The 15,444-nt window shown below is 64.5% G+C and carries 12 protein-coding genes and 5 tRNA genes; all 17 read right to left on the bottom strand.

The features are described 5' to 3' along the window. Nucleotides 1–49: 49 nt before the first annotated feature. The 17 genes from rpoB to VM054_05915 all read right to left on the bottom strand — a co-directional run bounded on the left by rpoB (nucleotide 50) and on the right by VM054_05915 (nucleotide 15,397). Complete coding sequence (rpoB, locus tag VM054_05835) at nucleotides 50–4,072, bottom strand: DNA-directed RNA polymerase subunit beta (GenBank protein ID HUT98583.1); 4,023 nt, start codon at nucleotides 4,070–4,072, stop codon at nucleotides 50–52. A 523-nt stretch (nucleotides 4,073–4,595) separates the two neighbouring features. Beyond that, nucleotides 4,596–4,973, bottom strand: a complete 378-nt coding sequence (rplL, locus tag VM054_05840; protein ID HUT98584.1) for a 50S ribosomal protein L7/L12 — start codon at nucleotides 4,971–4,973, stop codon at nucleotides 4,596–4,598. 71 nt (nucleotides 4,974–5,044) lie between these two features. Next, complete coding sequence (gene rplJ, locus VM054_05845) at nucleotides 5,045–5,563, bottom strand: 50S ribosomal protein L10 (protein HUT98585.1); 519 nt, start codon at nucleotides 5,561–5,563, stop codon at nucleotides 5,045–5,047. A gap of 13 nt (nucleotides 5,564–5,576) precedes the next feature. Continuing rightward, nucleotides 5,577–6,278, bottom strand: a complete 702-nt coding sequence (gene rplA / locus VM054_05850; GenBank protein ID HUT98586.1) for a 50S ribosomal protein L1 — start codon at nucleotides 6,276–6,278, stop codon at nucleotides 5,577–5,579. Nucleotides 6,279–6,371: 93 nt separating this feature from the next. Then, the gene (rplK, locus tag VM054_05855) at nucleotides 6,372–6,800 is read right to left on the bottom strand and encodes a 50S ribosomal protein L11 (protein HUT98587.1); all 429 of its coding nucleotides are present in this window, start codon (nucleotides 6,798–6,800) and stop codon (nucleotides 6,372–6,374) included. Between the two features lie 163 nt (nucleotides 6,801–6,963). After that, the gene (gene nusG / locus VM054_05860; protein ID HUT98588.1) at nucleotides 6,964–7,629 is read right to left on the bottom strand and encodes a transcription termination/antitermination protein NusG; all 666 of its coding nucleotides are present in this window, start codon (nucleotides 7,627–7,629) and stop codon (nucleotides 6,964–6,966) included. Between the two features lie 5 nt (nucleotides 7,630–7,634). Further along, a complete protein-coding gene (gene secE, locus VM054_05865; GenBank protein HUT98589.1) occupies nucleotides 7,635–7,826 on the bottom strand; it encodes a preprotein translocase subunit SecE in 192 nt (63 codons plus the stop codon). A 48-nt stretch (nucleotides 7,827–7,874) separates the two neighbouring features. Then, nucleotides 7,875–7,950 (bottom strand) — tRNA-Trp (locus VM054_05870). A gap of 96 nt (nucleotides 7,951–8,046) precedes the next feature. Next, nucleotides 8,047–8,232 (bottom strand): 50S ribosomal protein L33, encoded by a 186-nt coding sequence (gene rpmG / locus VM054_05875; GenBank protein HUT98590.1) that lies wholly within the window; start codon nucleotides 8,230–8,232, stop codon nucleotides 8,047–8,049. 28 nt (nucleotides 8,233–8,260) lie between these two features. Beyond that, nucleotides 8,261–8,336: transfer RNA gene (locus VM054_05880), tRNA-Thr, on the bottom strand. Nucleotides 8,337–8,686: 350 nt separating this feature from the next. Next, a tRNA-Gly gene (locus VM054_05885) sits at nucleotides 8,687–8,762 on the bottom strand. A gap of 292 nt (nucleotides 8,763–9,054) precedes the next feature. Continuing rightward, a tRNA-Tyr gene (locus VM054_05890) sits at nucleotides 9,055–9,140 on the bottom strand. Nucleotides 9,141–9,205: 65 nt separating this feature from the next. Beyond that, nucleotides 9,206–9,282, bottom strand: a tRNA-Thr gene (locus VM054_05895). 78 nt (nucleotides 9,283–9,360) lie between these two features. Then, nucleotides 9,361–9,735, bottom strand: a complete 375-nt coding sequence (locus VM054_05900; GenBank protein ID HUT98591.1) for a hypothetical protein — start codon at nucleotides 9,733–9,735, stop codon at nucleotides 9,361–9,363. Nucleotides 9,736–10,098: 363 nt separating this feature from the next. Beyond that, nucleotides 10,099–11,478, bottom strand: a complete 1,380-nt coding sequence (gene lat / locus VM054_05905) for an L-lysine 6-transaminase (GenBank protein ID HUT98592.1) — start codon at nucleotides 11,476–11,478, stop codon at nucleotides 10,099–10,101. Between the two features lie 220 nt (nucleotides 11,479–11,698). Continuing rightward, a complete protein-coding gene (gene gltX / locus VM054_05910) occupies nucleotides 11,699–13,186 on the bottom strand; it encodes a glutamate--tRNA ligase (GenBank protein HUT98593.1) in 1,488 nt (495 codons plus the stop codon). A gap of 129 nt (nucleotides 13,187–13,315) precedes the next feature. Further along, nucleotides 13,316–15,397, bottom strand: coding sequence for a SurA N-terminal domain-containing protein (locus VM054_05915; GenBank protein HUT98594.1), 2,082 nt, complete (start codon nucleotides 15,395–15,397; stop codon nucleotides 13,316–13,318). Nucleotides 15,398–15,444: the final 47 nt, after the last annotated feature.

Raw genomic sequence — 15,444 nt, forward strand, 5'->3', positions numbered from 1 at the left:
AACATTTTCGTCAGGTTGAGTACCACGTCAACTTTGCGGTTTGGAACCGTCACTCCTCCAGCTGCATGTCCAGGCAGAGCCCCATCAATTCGCGCCGCAGCACGTTGAAGCTCTCGGGTATGCCGGGCTCCGGCGTGTTCTCGCCCTTGACGATGGCCTCGTACATCTTCGACCGGCCCGGCACGTCGTCGGACTTGACGGTGAGAAGCTCCCGCAGGGTGTGGGCGGCGCCGTAGGCCTCGATGGCCCAGACCTCCATCTCGCCGAACCGCTGCCCGCCCATCTGCGCCCGGCCGCCCAGCGGCTGCTGGGTGACGAGGGAGTACGGGCCGATGGACCGCGCGTGGATTTTCTCCTCGGCCAGGTGGGAGAGCTTCATCATGTACATGTAGCCCACGGTGACGGGGGAATCGAAGGGCTCCCCGGTCTTGCCGTCGTAGAGGACGCTCTTGCCGTCCTCGGGCAGCCCGGCCTCCCGGAGCAACTCCTTCACCTCTTCCTCGGTGGCCCCCTCGAAGACGGGCGTGGCCACGTAGCGCTCGAGCTCGCGCGACGCCCAGCCGAGGTGGGTCTCCATAATCTGTCCCACGTTCATCCGGCTCGGCACGCCCAGGGGGTTCAGCACCATCTGAATGGGCGTCCCGTCGGGCATGTAGGGCATGTCCTCCTGGGGCACGACGATGGAGACGACGCCCTTGTTTCCGTGGCGCCCGGCCATCTTGTCGCCCACCGAGAGGCGGCTCTTGCGGGCCACGTACACCTTGACGATGGAGTAGATGCCAGGGGGAAGCTCGTCGCCGCGCTCGATGCGGTCAATCTTTATCTTGGTTTGCAGGTCCACCCTGGCCTTCATCTCCTCGTATCGGTCCAGGGTGTCCACGATGCGCTCGGCGAAGTCAACGTCCACCTCGATGAGCTCGTCCACGATGTCCTGGGCCTTGGCGCGGGCCTCGGTGGCCTTTATCTTGGGCCACTTCTCGACGAGAAGCCGCTTGAGGGCGTACCCCTCTTCCTTCTCCAGGCGCGCCAGCTCCTCCTCCTTGTACCGCTTGTAGTCCTCGATGGAGTCGAGCTCGCTCTCGGTGAGGTGGTCCGAGCGCTCTTTGGATTTTCGGGAGAAGGTCTTGACGCCGATTATCTTGCCCTCGAGTCCGGGAGGTGCCTTGAGGGAGGCGTCGCGAACGTCCTTGGCCTTCTCGCCGAAGATGGCCCGCAACAGGCTCTCCTCGGGGGTCAGCTCGGTCTCGCCCTTGGGAGCGACCTTGCCGACGAGGATGTCGCCCGGCTTTACGCTGGCGCCGACGCGGATTATCCCCGCCTCGTCCAGGTTGCGCAGGCTGTCGGCCGAGACGTTGGGGATGTCCGCGGTAATCTCCTCGCGGCCGAGGTTGGTCTCCCGGCACTCTATCTCGTACTCCTCGATGTGGATGGAGGTGAAGTTGTCGTCCTGTACCAGCTCCGCGGAGATGATGATGGCGTCCTCGTAGTTGTAACCGTACCAGGGGATGAAGGCGACCAGGACGTTGCACCCCAGGGCCAGCTCACCGCCGGCCGTGGCCTGGCCGTCGGCCAGCACGTCCCCCACCTTCACCTTCTGACCCGTGGAAACGATGGGCTTCTGGTTGATGCAGGTGTCCTGGTTCGAGCGCACGTAGCGCTTCAGTTCGTAGACATCGCGCTCGAAGAGGCCGGTGTACTCGTCCACGTCCTTGGTCTCGACCTCGATCCGGGTGGCGGAGACGTAAAATACGGTGCCGGGCCGCCGGGCGATGATCAGGACCCCCGAGTCCCGGGCGGCAATCTCCTCCACGCCGGTGCCCACCAGGGGAGACTCGGTGGTCATGAGGGGCACCGCCTGGCGCTGCATGTTGGAGCCCATCAGGGCCCGGTTGGCGTCGTCGTGCTCCAGGAAGGGGATGAGGGAGGTGGATATGCTGATCACCTGCTTCGGGCTCACGTCCATGTAGGTGACTTCGGTGGGCTTGACGCGGATGAACTCGCTCTGGAAACGGGCGAGGACCAGGTTGTCCGTGATCCGCCCCTCGTCGTCCACCTCCACGTTGGCCTGGGCGACGATCAGGTTCTCCTCCTCGTCCGCCGAGAGGTACTCTATCTCATCGCCTACATTCCCGTTCACCACTCGTCGGTAGGGGGTCTCGATGAGGCCGAAGGAGTTGATGCGGGCGTAGGTGGAAAGGGAGCTGATCAGGCCGATGTTCGGCCCCTCCGGGGTCTCGATGGGGCATAGCCGCCCGTAGTGGGTGTAGTGGACGTCACGCACCTCGAAGGTGGCGCGGTCGCGCGAGAGACCACCGGGGCCCAGTGCCGAAACGCGCCTCTTGTGGGTCAGCTCGGAGAGCGGGTTGACCTGGTCCATGAACTGCGACAGGGCCGAGGAGCCGAAGAACTCCTTTATGGCCCCGGTGAGCGGCTTGGAGTTGATGAGATCCGAGGGCATGCACCGGCCCGGTTCCTGGACGGCCATGCGGTCGCGGGCGACGCGCTCCAGGCGGGCGATGCCCACGTGGCACACGTCCTCCAAGAGCTCGCCCACGCTGAGCACTATACGGTTCCCCAGGTGGTCAATGTCGTCCGTGGAGGCGCCCGGGTCGCCTCCCCGCAGCTTCAACAGGTAGCGGCAGGTCTCGATGATGTCGTCCCGGTCCAGGCGGTGCTCCTCCAGGGGCAGGCTCATCTTCAGCTTGTCGTTGAGCTTCTTGCGACCCACGTTGCCCAGATCGTAGCGGCGCACGTTGAAGAAGAGAGTGTTGAAGAACTTCACCGCCGCCTCGGTGTTGGGCGGCTCCCCGGGACGCAGCAGGGTGTAGACACGCAGGGCCGACTCCACCTTGGAGGGCATGGAGTCCTTCTCCAGGGTGTTGCGGATGACGGAGAACCAGATGGTGTCGGGCTCGGGGATGACCCTTACCGCCTCGATGCCCGCCTCGGCGAGCTGTGTGAATATCTCCGGGGTGATCTCCCGGTCGGCCTCGACCAGAAGCTCGCCGGAGCTCATGTCTATGACGTCCTCGAGGGAGATGGCGCCCAGGAGCCGCGCGCTGTCGGTGATCGGCACCAGATCGGGCAGCAGCCGGACGTGGCGGATTCCCACCTCGACCAGGGTCTGGTAGACCTCTTCGTCTATCCGTGTCCCGTACTCGAACAGGACGTCGTCGGGGTTCTTGGATTGGGGGTCGAAAATTTTGGTGGCCAGGGCGCCGCCGACGATCCGCTTCTTATCCCCGACGGGGATGGGGTTGCCCGAGGCGAAAATCGCCAATATCTCCGCGTTCGACGCATACCCCAGCGCCCGCAGGAACGTGGTGATGAGCATCTTGCGCTTGCGGTCAATGGAGAGGTACATCACGTCGTTGGCGTCTATGGAAAAGTCCAGCCACGAGCCGCGGACGGGGATGATCCGGGAAGAGTAGAGCTTGCGGCCTCCGGGCTGCTGGTCCTCCTTGAAGAAGACTCCGGGCGAGCGGTGGAGCTGGCTGACCACGACCCGCTCCGCGCCGTTGATGATGAACGTACCCGAGTCGGTCATCATCGGCAACTCGCCCAGGTACAGCGTCTCCTCCCGCTTGTCTATGAGCTGGCGGTCCTCCTTGTGCTTGCGGTCAACCGAGTACACGTCGAGGCGGAAGGTGACCTTCAAAGGAGCCCCGTAGGTCATGTCCCGGTCTTTGCACTCCTCGACCTCGTACTTGGGCAGGTCGAGCTTGTAGCGCACGAATTCGAGGCGGAAAACGCCCGAGGGGTCCTCGATGGGGAACACCCGCTCGAAGGCGTACTGCAGGCCCTGACGGAGGCGTTTGGACGCCGGGACGCCCTGCTGCAGGAAGTTGTTGAAGCTGTCACGCTGCACCTGCAACAGGTTGGGGAGCTCCATGGCGATGGGGAGCTTGGCGTAGGAGGTGCGGTGGGTCCGTGGGTACTTCCCATTTTTACCGTAGAAAGCTTTTCCCTTCGGGCGCAGATACCCTGCGGACGTGGACATTTCTGCGGACGCGGATTTACCTTCGGCCGCAGATTTACCTTCGGTCGCAGGGGCCGGGGTTTTCTCGGGCATGGGCTCTCCCAAGTCGTTTGTAACCACTGGTGGGGCACGCGTGAGGGTCGCGAACTGAATGGACTTGTAGGAAGGCGCGCGGAAGGCGGGCGCAAACCCAGAGCCCCGGATGCGGCGTAAGTCGCACTTCCCGGGGCCTGGCAGGATTTATTTAGCCCGATGGATTCTACCCAAAGCGGTGGTATGGCTCGTCGGCCATCCCCCGTTACGCATAAAACCTCAATCGCCCCGCTTTTACCTTCGGTCGCAGGGGCCCCATCGGCCGATGTTTTCCCTTCGGGCGCAGTCATACCATCAGCCGTATTTGCGCCGGGGTGTCACCGGAGTCTCGCGGGCCGCGCCGGAGTTCCCCTTCCGCACAAGCGGTGTATTATACACAAATCTGGTCCGTTTGACCAGATTTTTTGCATTATCTGTGCCTGAAATGATAAGTGAAGTTTTTACAAACTGTTGCGCTGAAAAATAAGGCATACAACGGCCATGAGGCGCGCCCGGAGAACCGGACGCGCCCGACCTCCGACCGTTACTTGATCTCGACGATGCCCCCGGCGCCCTCGATCTGCTCCTTTATCTTGGCGGCCTCTTCCTTCTCGATACCCTCCTTGACGGTCGAGGGTGCGCTCTCCACGAGCTCCTTGGCCGCCTGGAGACCGAGGCCGGTTATCGCCCGAACCTCCTTGATGACCTGGATCTTTTTATCGCCGTAGCTGGAGAGGATGACGTTGAACTCGGTCTTCTCCTCCTCTTCGGCGGCCGCGCCGGCCGCGGCGCCCGAAGCGGCTGCCACGGCGACGGGAGCGGCGGCGGTGACGCCCCACTCCTCCTCGAGCTCCTTTACCATTTCGGCGAGCTCGACGACGGTCATTTTACCCAGGGCCTCTTTGATTTCCTCTTTGCTCATCTTTCGCTCCTTAGCAAAACAAAAGATTCTTTCACCGTCCGGCACTTGATAGCCGGGGCGTAACTTCTTCTCTAGGGCCCTTCCTGGGCGGCCTTTGCCGCGAGCACGCGCACGAACGAAGCGGGAACCTGGTTCAAAAGGCTCAAGAAGCTCGCCATGGGCGCCAAGAACAGCCCCAAGGTTTTGGCGCGCATCTCGGGCAGGGGCGGGCACTTCGACAACTCCACGACACTCTGAAAATCGAGTATCTTGTCGAAAAGCCAGCCGCCCCGGATTTCCAGCTTGTCCTCGTATTCCTTGTTGAAACCGACCAGCACCCGGGAAAGCTCGACGGGGTGCGTCGTCGTGGCCAAGGCCGTGGGCCCGTCCAAAAGGGGCAGGGCCGCCTCGCGCCCGAGCGAGCCCAGGGCTAACTTGGTCAGCGTGTTCTTGACCTGTCGCAAACGGGAGTCGCTGCCGCGCACGCGCCGCCGGAGCTCCGTCGTCTCGGCCACGGTCTGGCCGATCATGTTGACGAAGAGGGCGCAGTCGGCCGCCGAGAGGGTCTCGGTCAGCTCGGCAACGACGGTTCTCTTCTCCTCGCGGGTCACCTGCACTCCTTGCTCAAACGTGGATATCCTCCACGCTGATTTTCGGATCGACCTTGACGCTGGGCCCCATGGTGCTCGAGACGTGGATGCTCTTGATGTACCGGCCCTTGACCGAGGCCGGCCGCAGGCGGACGAGCGTGTCCAACAGGCTCATCGCATTGCGGGCGAGTGCGTCCACGTCGAAGGAGACCTTGCCGACTTGGGCGTGCACTATGCCGGCCTTGTCCACGCGGAAGTTGATCTGACCGGTTTTTAAAAGAGCGATGGCCTTGTCTATCTCGAAGGTCACCGTACCGTCTTTGGGTGAAGGCATCAGCTTCTTCGGACCGAGGATCCGCCCCAGCTTGGCCAGGGATTTCATCTGATCCGGCGTGGCCACCACCTTGTCGAACTCGATCCAGCCGTTCTGGATTTTCTCGATGATTTCATCGTCGCCGATGATGTCGGCGCCGGCGTCCCTGGCCTCCTGCAGCTTCTCGCCGCCGACGAAGGCCAGCACCGTGACCTTGCGTCCCAACCCGGCCGGGGCCGGGCAGGAGCCGCGGATGTTCTCCTCGGCTTTGCGCGGGTCAACGCCCAGTCGGATCGCGATGTCACAGGTGGCGTCGAATTTCTCGACCGCCATCTCCTTGACCAGCACCAGGGCGTCCCTGAGCAGAACAGGTTCCCGGGGAACCCTCTGGCTCATCTCCCGCATCCTCTTGCCGGTGGGCATTCCATCTCCTAGAGCGGACTCCGAAGGGTCGGGTCCGCGGAATCGTCGTTGTCGGCCCGGGCGGCGTACGCGCTATCTGCGGCCGTAGATCAATCACCCCTCGATCTCGACCCCCATGGACCGCGCCGTGCCCGCCACCATCTCCATGCAGGCCTCGATGGTGTGGCAGTTGGAGTCGGGCATCTTGATCTCGGCGATCCTGCGCAGCTGGGCCTGGGTGAGCGCGCCGACCTTCTCGCGGTTCGGCTCGCCCGAACCCTTGGCCAGCTTCACGTACTTTTTGATCAAGACGGCCGCGGGGGGGGTCTTGAGCTCGAAGGTGAAGCTCCGGTCGGCGTAAATGGTGATCAACGCGGGGATCACCAGGCCGGCCTGATCGGCGGTCTGGGAGTTGAAGGCCTTGCAGAACTCGCCGATGTTGATGCCGTACTGGCCCAACGCCGGTCCGACCGGCGGCGCCGGAGTGGCCGCGCCGGCGGGACACTGGAGCTTGATTACCGCCAGAACCTTTTTCTTAGCCATGCCTTTTCACTTGAGGTTTCGGCCCGACCCCGGGGCGTCCCCCGCGGTCCGAGCCCGTTTGCCCCGGCGGCGGCGCGAGAGACACCGTCCCGGAGACCCGTCGGGGATGTCCCCGGCGGCCGGGGGATGCCAGACACACCCCCCGTGAATTTCAACGGCCCGTCTACGTCTTTACGAGATGGCCGATATCTATTTCGATCTGGGTCGCCCGGCCGAAAACCGTGACGGCGACGTGGACCTTGTGGCGGTCCGCCATGACCTCCTCGACGATTCCGTCGAAGTTGGCGAAGGGCCCGTCGGTGATCCGCACCTGGTCGCCGTGGGAGAATGGGACATCCTTGATCCGCTCGGTCTTCGACTCCTCGGTGTGGAGGACGCGCGCCACCTCTTCCGAATCCAGGGGGGCGGGGTCGCGTCGTCCGCCCACGAAGCCACGCACGCCCGGCGTGCTGATGACCAGGTTGGTCACCGCGATGAAGTCGCGGTCGTCGGCCTTCTCCAGCTCGTGGTCCCGGCCGACCATCTGGAAGATGACGTAGCCCGGGAAGTAGGGGCGCGAAGTCTTCGCGCTGCGACCGGAACGCTGGACGAGCACGTCCTCCGAGGGCACCACGACCTCCCCGAAGAGGTGGGGGATGTCGGAGAGCTCGATCCTGCGCCGGAGGTTGCCCAGCACCTTCTTCTCGTGGCCCGAGTACACGTAAACCGCGTACCAGAAGAGCTTCTTGCCCTCGGCGGTGTGCGTGGGCGGACCGGTCTCGGCGGCGGCCTCTTCGGTCGCCTCGAGCGCGGTATCCCCCTCAACCGGTCTTTCGGCCTCGTCGGTCATATCGGTCAGCGTTGGCTCAGAATCCAGTCTATGAGCTTGGACATCCCGAAATCGAACACCCCGATGAGCACGGCCAGAAAGGCGCTCATGGCGATGATGATCAGGGTGGAGGAGAAGACCTCCCGCCGCGTGGGCCAGGTGACCTTGGAGAGCTCGACCCTCGTCTCGCGGATGAACTTTTTTATCCTGTCAAACATATCTCTCTCGGGCGCGAGGACACCCGCCTCGGTGGGCGGCGTCTAGAGTGGCAGGCCAGGAGGGACTCGAACCCCCAACTTGCGGATTTGGAGTCCGCCGCTCTACCATTAGAGCTACTGGCCTATCTATTACTACGGCGTCAGTCGGGCAACCCGGTACAGCCCGCGGCGGTCGTCGCACGAACGGCTGACCGCGTCCCGCGGCGGGGCCTGGAGCGGGCTAGGGTTTGGCCTCGCGGTGAACCGTCCGCTCACGGTCCCACGGGCAGTACTTTATAAGCTCCAGCTTGCCCTGGTGCTTCTTTTTGTTCTTCGTCAGGGTGTAGTTTTTCCGCTTGCACTTGGTGCATGCGAGAGCGATGATGTCGCGGTTTGAGACCATGCCGGTATCCGACTGTTGCTGCATCCGGTCGAAGTCCCGGCCGGCGCAATAATGGAGCCCTCGACCAGAATTGAACTGGTGACCACCTGCTTACCATGCAGGTGCTCTACCGACTGAGCTACGAGGGCTTGGTATATCCGTCGGTATCCCGGGGTCGTCCCCGGCGGCCAGAGATTATACTAAAGCCGTTCGCGCCCGTGCAACCCCCCCCCGGGGTGGTGGGACCACTCCCGGCCTCGCGATTGAGGGTTGATAACCTTCTCGGGTCAGCGCCGCGGATTTCCCCCCTCAACTAATGGAGCGGGGTGGTGGGACCACTCCCTGTCTCGCGGCTCACAGTTGACGCCGTTCGAAACCTCATCCCCGCGGATTTTCCCCCTCAACTTCTGGAGCGGGGTGGTGGGACCACTCCCTGTCTCGCGATTGATGGGCCATACCCTTCGAAGGTTCACCGCCGCGGATTTCCCCCCTCAACTTCTGGAGCGGGAAACGGGGCTCGAACCCGCGACCCTCAGCTTGGAAGGCTGATGCTCTACCAATTGAGCTATTCCCGCGCCCACATACCCGATGAATTTCGGTAATTATCGTTAAAAACCGCATCGCTCGCGGCGCTTGCTTTTGAATTTAACGAACCTCTCGTCGCGGAACAGCGGTCCAGCGCGCTGCGCTGGCGTCGCTCGCGGTGGTTGCCCTCGAATTAACCCAGCCTCTCTCCGCGGAGCCGGGGTCCAGCGCCCCGCGCTGGTGCTTCTATCCGTTACTCGAAAAACGGCGTCGCTCGCGGCGGTTGCCCTCGAACTGACCCAACCTCTCCCCGCGGAACCGGGGTCCAGCGCCCCGCGCTGGTGGTGGCGGGGGAAGGATTCGAACCTTCGAAGGCATACACCGACAGATTTACAGTCTGTTCCCTTTGGCCGCTCGGGAACCCCGCCACGGACCGGGCATTATACTCGAAGGACCCGGGTAAAAGCAAGGGTCAATCGCGTGGGGGGGGTTATGGAGCCGAAGGTCGGATTCGAACCGACGACCACCCGCTTACAAGGCGGGAGCTCTGGCCTGCTGAGCTACTTCGGCCCGTCGGCGTCCGAGGCCGAGGGGCAACGGTAATTGAGTCGAACGGGGCGCGGGATGCAAGCCCGACGCGGAGCCCCATCACCACTTGGGCTCCTCCTCGACGACGTAACTGGTGCCGCAGTAGGGGCAGTCCACGTGCACGGCACCGGCCTTTACGGTGACGCTGGACTTGTCCAGGGCCGCCCCGCAGCTCTCGCACTTCAGGCGCTCGATGTGGACGTCGCCGGTGAGGTCAATCTGCTGGTGGATGGTTACCTCGCCGGCCTCCTCACGTTTTTTCCTCGCGGCCCAGCGCGCGGTCAGGGCCAGCACCACCACGCCGATGCCGAGGGTGCCGATTCCGCCGAAGAGCCGCGTGTAAACATACTTGGCGTAGGGGCCGAAGGCGCTCCAGATGAAAATCACGCCGAAGAAAATCAGCACCAGGGCCAGGACGTAGCCGACGTACTTCACGGCGCACCTCGGGGTGATGAATGAGAGGGGCGGCGGGCGGCTCACCCGCAGGTGATGGTAACACAACGAGGGCGGGAACTGTATTTTGTCCCGACGTAGGGGCCGACCGACGGCGCGCCGTTCAGGTCGGCCCGTTTTTTTAAGGTAGCCCTCACCCTTAAGCCCGTGCCTTGCAGGTCTCCCACGGGGAGAGGGGGACCGCGGGCGACCGTGGACGGTCGCCCCTACGTCAAATCGCCGCCGTTCGTAGATGTAGGGCGGGGAATCCTATCCCCGCCGCGTTGACGTTCCCGACTCCGACCCTCACCCCCACCCTCTCCCTAAAAGGGAGAGGGGGTAGCTCCAGCCCTCACTCCGGTTTTCTTAGAGCGACTTTAGCGCCTGGCGGACTATTTCCAGCCCCCGGTCCGCCTGGGCCTCCGTCAGGTTCAGGGGCGGTCGGAAGCGGATGGAGCGCGCCCCGCAGGTGATGGCGAAGAGCCCGCGGTCGTACATCGCCCGCCAGCCCCTGGCTCGCTCCTCGCCCGTGGGGAGGTCGAAGGCGATCATCAGGCCCAGTCCCCGCGCCCCGGTGGCGGCCGTCCCCTCGATGGCCGAGTGGAGCCCCTCGAGGAGGTGCGCGCCGACCCGGGCGGCGTTCTCCACCAGGTGTTCCTCCTCGATGACCTCGAGGTACGCCTGGCAGCGGACCATGTCCACCAGATTCCCGCCGAAGGTGGAGTTGAGGCGGCTCGATCCGGGGACCGTCCCATCGGGCGCCGCCTCGGCGGAGAAGACGTTGTACTTGACGCGGTCCACCTTCTCCCCGGCCATGATTCCGCACACCTGGCTCTTCTTGCCGAAGACGATGATGTCCGGTCGGACGCCCAGGTGCTCCGAGGCCCAGAACTTCCCCGTCAGGCCGAAGCCCGTCTGGACCTCGTCGTGGATGAGCATGGCGTCGGCCTCGTCGGCCAGCTCGCGGAGTTTCCGGTGGAACTCGAAGCGGAAGTGGCGGTCCCCGCCCTCGGCCTGGATCGGTTCGATGATTATCGCGGCGACGCCGTGGGGGTGCTTGGCGAAGGCGGTGCGTATCTCCTCGACCGCCTGCTCCTCCTGCTCGGCGCAGAGCTCCCAGCGCTCCGGCTCGGGGAGGCTGAAGTTGATGCCGGGGGAATTGATGCGGGGCCAGTCGAACTTCGGGTAGTACTTGTACTTGCGGGGGTCGGCGGTGTTGGTGAGCGAGATGGTGTAGCCGGTGCGGCCGTGGAAGGCCTGCTTGAAGTGGATGACGACCAGCTCGTTCTCGTGGGCCTGGGCCTCGGCGTCGTCCCTCCAGACGCCGTCCTCCAGGTTGCGCCTGGTCTTGTAATCGAAGGCGGCCTTCAGGGCGTTCTCCACCGCCAGACCGCCGCCGGAGACCAGGAAGAGGTGCCTGGCGTAATCGGGCATGGCGATGCGCGCCCAGGTCGCCACGAACTCCGCCATCTCCGTGGTGTAAACGTCGGAGTTGGACGGCTTGTTCACCGCCACACAGGCCAGCTTCTTCAGGATGTCGGGCGCGGTGAGTTTTGGGTGGTTGTACCCGATGGGCGAGCTGGCGAAGCAGGTGAAGAAGTCGAGAAGCTCGCGGTTTTGGAGCTTGTCGTAGATGATCGCGCCCTTGGAGCGCTCCAGATCGAAGACCAGGTCGCCGTAACCGTCGGCCAGCATGTACTTCTTCAGGGTGGGGAGGACCTGGTCGGGGGTGAGGTTAATGGACACGTCGCCTCCTTTTTTTAAGAGACCGGCGCGTTGCCGAGGTGGAGGTTGCGGGGCGTAATTTATTGATATTTTTCGGCTAATCCGCCCCAGGTTCCGTAAGCGGGGCCAAGTCTAACGCGGCTGCTTTACCTTGTCAACCCCGCCCAAAGGGACGTTCCGACACCGGCAGCGGGCGCAAAAAAAAGACCCCGCGGGGGCCGTCGGCTGTCCGATCCGGCAATTACCCGCCGATGAAACCGAGGCAGGCGTCAATCCGCGCCAGGGTCTCCTCCCGCCCCACCAGGACGACGGTCTCGAAGAGGCCGATGCCCACCGTTCCGCCGGTGAGCGCCACCCGGACCGGCTGGATGAGCTTCCCCAGCCCCACGCCCAGCTCCTCGGACCGGTTACGGAAGGCCTCCTCCAGGGCGTCGTGCTCGAAGTCCGTCTTCTCGAAAATGCCCTTCGCTACGGTGAGGAGTGTGGACGCGCCCTCTTTGCCCAGGACCTTTTTCACAGCCTCGGGAGCGTAGTCCTTCATTGGGGCGAGGTAGAACGGGCGCACGTAGAAGGCGTAATCGCTGAGAAGCTTGGCCCGGTCGCCGATGCGGTCAATTATCTCCACCAGGCGCTCCCAGCCGTCCCCGTCCTCTATCATGGACAACGGCACCGCACCGGCCTCGTGGAGGAGGGGAAGCGCCCGGCGCGCGCGCTCCTCGGGGGGGAGCATCCGCAGATGCTCGCCGTTGACGTAGCGGCACTTGTCGTAATCGAAGACGGCGGCGGTGTTGGAGATGCGCTCCGTGGAGAAGGCGGCCGTCAGCTCGTCCAGCGTGTAGAGCTCCCGCTCCGTGCCCTCGTTCCAGCCCAGGAGCGCCAGGTAGTTCACCAAAGCCTCGGGGAGGTAGCCCAGGCGGCGGAACTCGGCCAGCGACGTGGCCCCGTGGCGCTTGGAGAGCTTCTGCCGGTCCGGCCCCAGAATCATGGGCATGTGGATGAAGACCGGCGGCTCGTGGCCCAGCGCCCGATAGATGAGAATCTGCTTCGGCGTGTTGGAGATGTGGTCGTCACCCCGCAGAACATGGGTTATGCGCATGGCGACGTCGTCCACGGTGACGGTGAAGTTGTAGAGCGGGTGCCCTTCCGCGACCGACGGCCGGCGCCAGAGGATGAAGTCCTCGATGTCCGCGTCGGCGAAGGAAACACGTCCGCGCTGGGTCGGTTCCACCCAGGCGGTATCTCCCTCCGGGACGGCGAAGCGCACGGCGTAAGGCTCTCCGGCGTCCATGCGGCGACGGGCCTCCCCGCGGTCGAGGTCCCGACAGCGGCCCGAGTAGCGGTAGGCCTCCTTCCGCCTGTGCGCCTCCTCCCGCTCGGCGTCCAGCTCCCCGGGTGAGCAGAAGCAGGGGTAGGCGGCGCCGGATTCCAGGAGCCTCTCCGCGGCCTCCCGGTAGAAGTCGTACCGCTCGCTCTGCAGGTAGGGCGCGCAAGGGCCGCCCACGTCCGGGCCCTCGTCCCAGTCCAGCCCCAGCCAGCGCAGGGCCGCAAGAATCGCCGAGAGCGACTCCGGCGTCGAGCGCTCCACGTCCGTGTCCTCGATGCGCAGGATATAGGTCCCCCCAGTTCCCCGGGCGAGGAGGAAGTTGTAGAGGGCGGTGCGCACGTGGCCCACGTGGAGGTGTCCCGTGGGGCTGGGTGCGAAGCGGACCCGGCAGTTATCGGAAGACAAATCCACTTCTGGCGAACCCCTCTCCCCGACCCGTAGGCGAGCCGTAAGCGAGCTTCCCCCCAGAGGGGGGAGGGAGATAAGGGCGGGCCGCAGCCCGCCCCAAATTTAATCTACCCGCGGACCGTCGGGCTAATAGCCGTAGCCGCCGCCGCCGCCACCACCACCACCACCCTTTTCCTTCTCCTGAGCCGCCTGTTCCGCCTCGGCGTGACGCTGGGCGATTTCGGCCAGAATCTCGTCCAGGTGGTTCTCCACCTCGGCCTGGGCGACCAGTGAATCCACCCAGGCCCGGTAGAAGGAGTTCTTGAGGACCGAGATCATGTCCCCGCGCAGACCCTCCAGGCGGTTGCCGTAAGCCAGGGGCGAGGGCTCGGAGACGCTCTTTCCGCGGACGATGTAGAAACCGTCGCGGTCGCGGACCACGCCCGAGAGCTCGTCGGACTTTAGCTCGAAGGCGGTGCGGGCCGCCACGGGGGCGGTGCCCAGGCCGGGGATGTTTCCGTTCCGGGTTATCTGATCGGCGGAGACGACCTGGTCGCCCAATTCACCGGCGGCGCGGTCCAGACCGACGTTCTTCGCCAGGGCCTCGAGCTCCCCCGCGTGTTTTTCCGCCATGTCCCACGCCTTCTGGTTGAGCACCTTGGCCTCCACCCGGCCCCGGACGTCCTCGAAGGGGTAGGGTTTTTCCGAGGTCCGCTCCAACACGCGCAAGACGTAGAAGTCGTGCTTGAACGCCGCGTCGGGGTCGGTGGGGTCCTCGTGGGTGCGGGCGAGGATGCCGGAGACCTGCCCCGGTTCCAGCTTGAAGGCGGCGTCGCGGAACTGGTTGAATCGGCCTATTTTCGCGTCCACGATGATGGCGTCCTGGGCGAAGGGCCCCGCCCGCTGGACCTCCACGCCGGGGATGAGGGCCGCGGCCTGCTCCAGGCTCTTGCCCTCGGAGAGCGCCTGGGAAAGCGTGCCCTGGAACTTGTCCATGGCGCTGAGCGCCTGGTCCATCCGCAGGCGGTTCTCCAGCTCGGCCCGCATCTCCTCGAAGGTCGGCACGTCCGACTCCCGGCGGATGACGTGCCAGCCGTACGCGGTCCTCACCGGCTCCGGGCTCGTGGCGCCGGGTTCGAGGGCGTAGGCGGCCTCCTCGAACTCGGGGACCATCTCACCGGGCCCGAAGAAGCCCAGGTCCTCGGCGACGACTTCCGGCTGCGCGTCGGTCGGACCGGGGGTTTGGGAGTACTCGTCGAAGATTTTTTCGAAATCGGTCCCGCCCGACGGCGCGCCGTTCAACCGTTCGATGACGGCGGCCGCCCTGGCCCGGGCCGCCTCGACCGTTTTTTCGTCCGCGTCGGGCGGGGTGACGAAGAGGATGTGGCGCACGTGGATTCTGCCGGCGGAGGTCTCCTCTTCCTTCACCTGATCGTAGTAGGCCAGGAGGTTTTCATCGGTGAGCTCCACCCGCGCGTAGAGGTCGTCGAAAACCAGGGCGACGTAGTCCACGCATGCCTGGGCCGGGGCCATGAACTCGTCGGTGTGGGCGTCGTAGTACGCGCGCGTCTCGGCCTCGGCGAGAACGATGTCACCCACGAAGTCGCCGTAGGATATCTTGGTGAAATCGGCGGAGGCGAACTGGTTCGAATCGAGGAACTCGGCGCGCACCATGGGCTCGGGGACGTAAACCGCGTCGAAGATGATGGAGTGGACCTTCTCCACCAGGAGCTGGCGCCCGAGGGTCCGCCGGTACTCATCGTCGTTGGTGCCCTGATCGCGCAGGAAGGCCTCGTAAAGGTTGCGGTCGAAGGCCCCGTTCTCTGTGCGGAAGTAGGGCGCCTGCTCGATGGTCTGGCTGACCTCCTCCTCGGTGACGCCCAGGCCCCACTCCGTGGCCTTCTGCCGGACGACGTAGTCCTCGATTATGAGCTCGATGGCGTCCTGGCCGGCCATATCGCGCAGCGTGGGCTCCACGGACGGGTCGTAGAAATCGCCCATGCGGGAGCGCTCGTTCGCCACGTACCGGCGGAAGAGGCCCTCGGCGAGCTGGTAGTACTCGTAGTACGGAACCTCCTCGCCGTTGACGACGAGGACCATGGGCGACTTTTGGCAGCCGCCGCCCTTGTTGTAGCTCATGCCCCAGGCGAAAACGATGGTCCCCAGAAAGCCGATGATGGCGATCCAGAGAATGGGCTTCATCTTCTCGCGCATGGCGCGCATGACCATCGCAGTACCTCCCGGTTGTGGTGTGACCACTCCAGGCTTCGCGATTT

It is taken from the genome of bacterium (assembly GCA_035528375.1).
Classification (GTDB): Bacteria; RBG-13-66-14; RBG-13-66-14; order RBG-13-66-14; family RBG-13-66-14; genus RBG-13-66-14.

Bases quoted from the DNA above. Each gene is read 5' to 3' on its own strand.
- rpoB (HUT98583.1), bottom strand. From the start codon at position 4,072: ATGCCCGAGAAAACCCCGGCCCCTGCGACCGAAGGTAAATCTGCGGCC.
- rplL (HUT98584.1), bottom strand. From the start codon at position 4,973: ATGAGCAAAGAGGAAATCAAAGAGGCCCTGGGTAAAATGACCGTCGTC.
- rplA (HUT98586.1), bottom strand. From the start codon at position 6,278: ATGCCCACCGGCAAGAGGATGCGGGAGATGAGCCAGAGGGTTCCCCGG.
- rplK (HUT98587.1), bottom strand. From the start codon at position 6,800: ATGGCTAAGAAAAAGGTTCTGGCGGTAATCAAGCTCCAGTGTCCCGCC.
- nusG (HUT98588.1), bottom strand. From the start codon at position 7,629: ATGACCGACGAGGCCGAAAGACCGGTTGAGGGGGATACCGCGCTCGAG.
- secE (HUT98589.1), bottom strand. From the start codon at position 7,826: ATGTTTGACAGGATAAAAAAGTTCATCCGCGAGACGAGGGTCGAGCTC.
- rpmG (HUT98590.1), bottom strand. From the start codon at position 8,232: ATGCAGCAACAGTCGGATACCGGCATGGTCTCAAACCGCGACATCATC.
- VM054_05915 (HUT98594.1), bottom strand. From the start codon at position 15,397: ATGGTCATGCGCGCCATGCGCGAGAAGATGAAGCCCATTCTCTGGATC.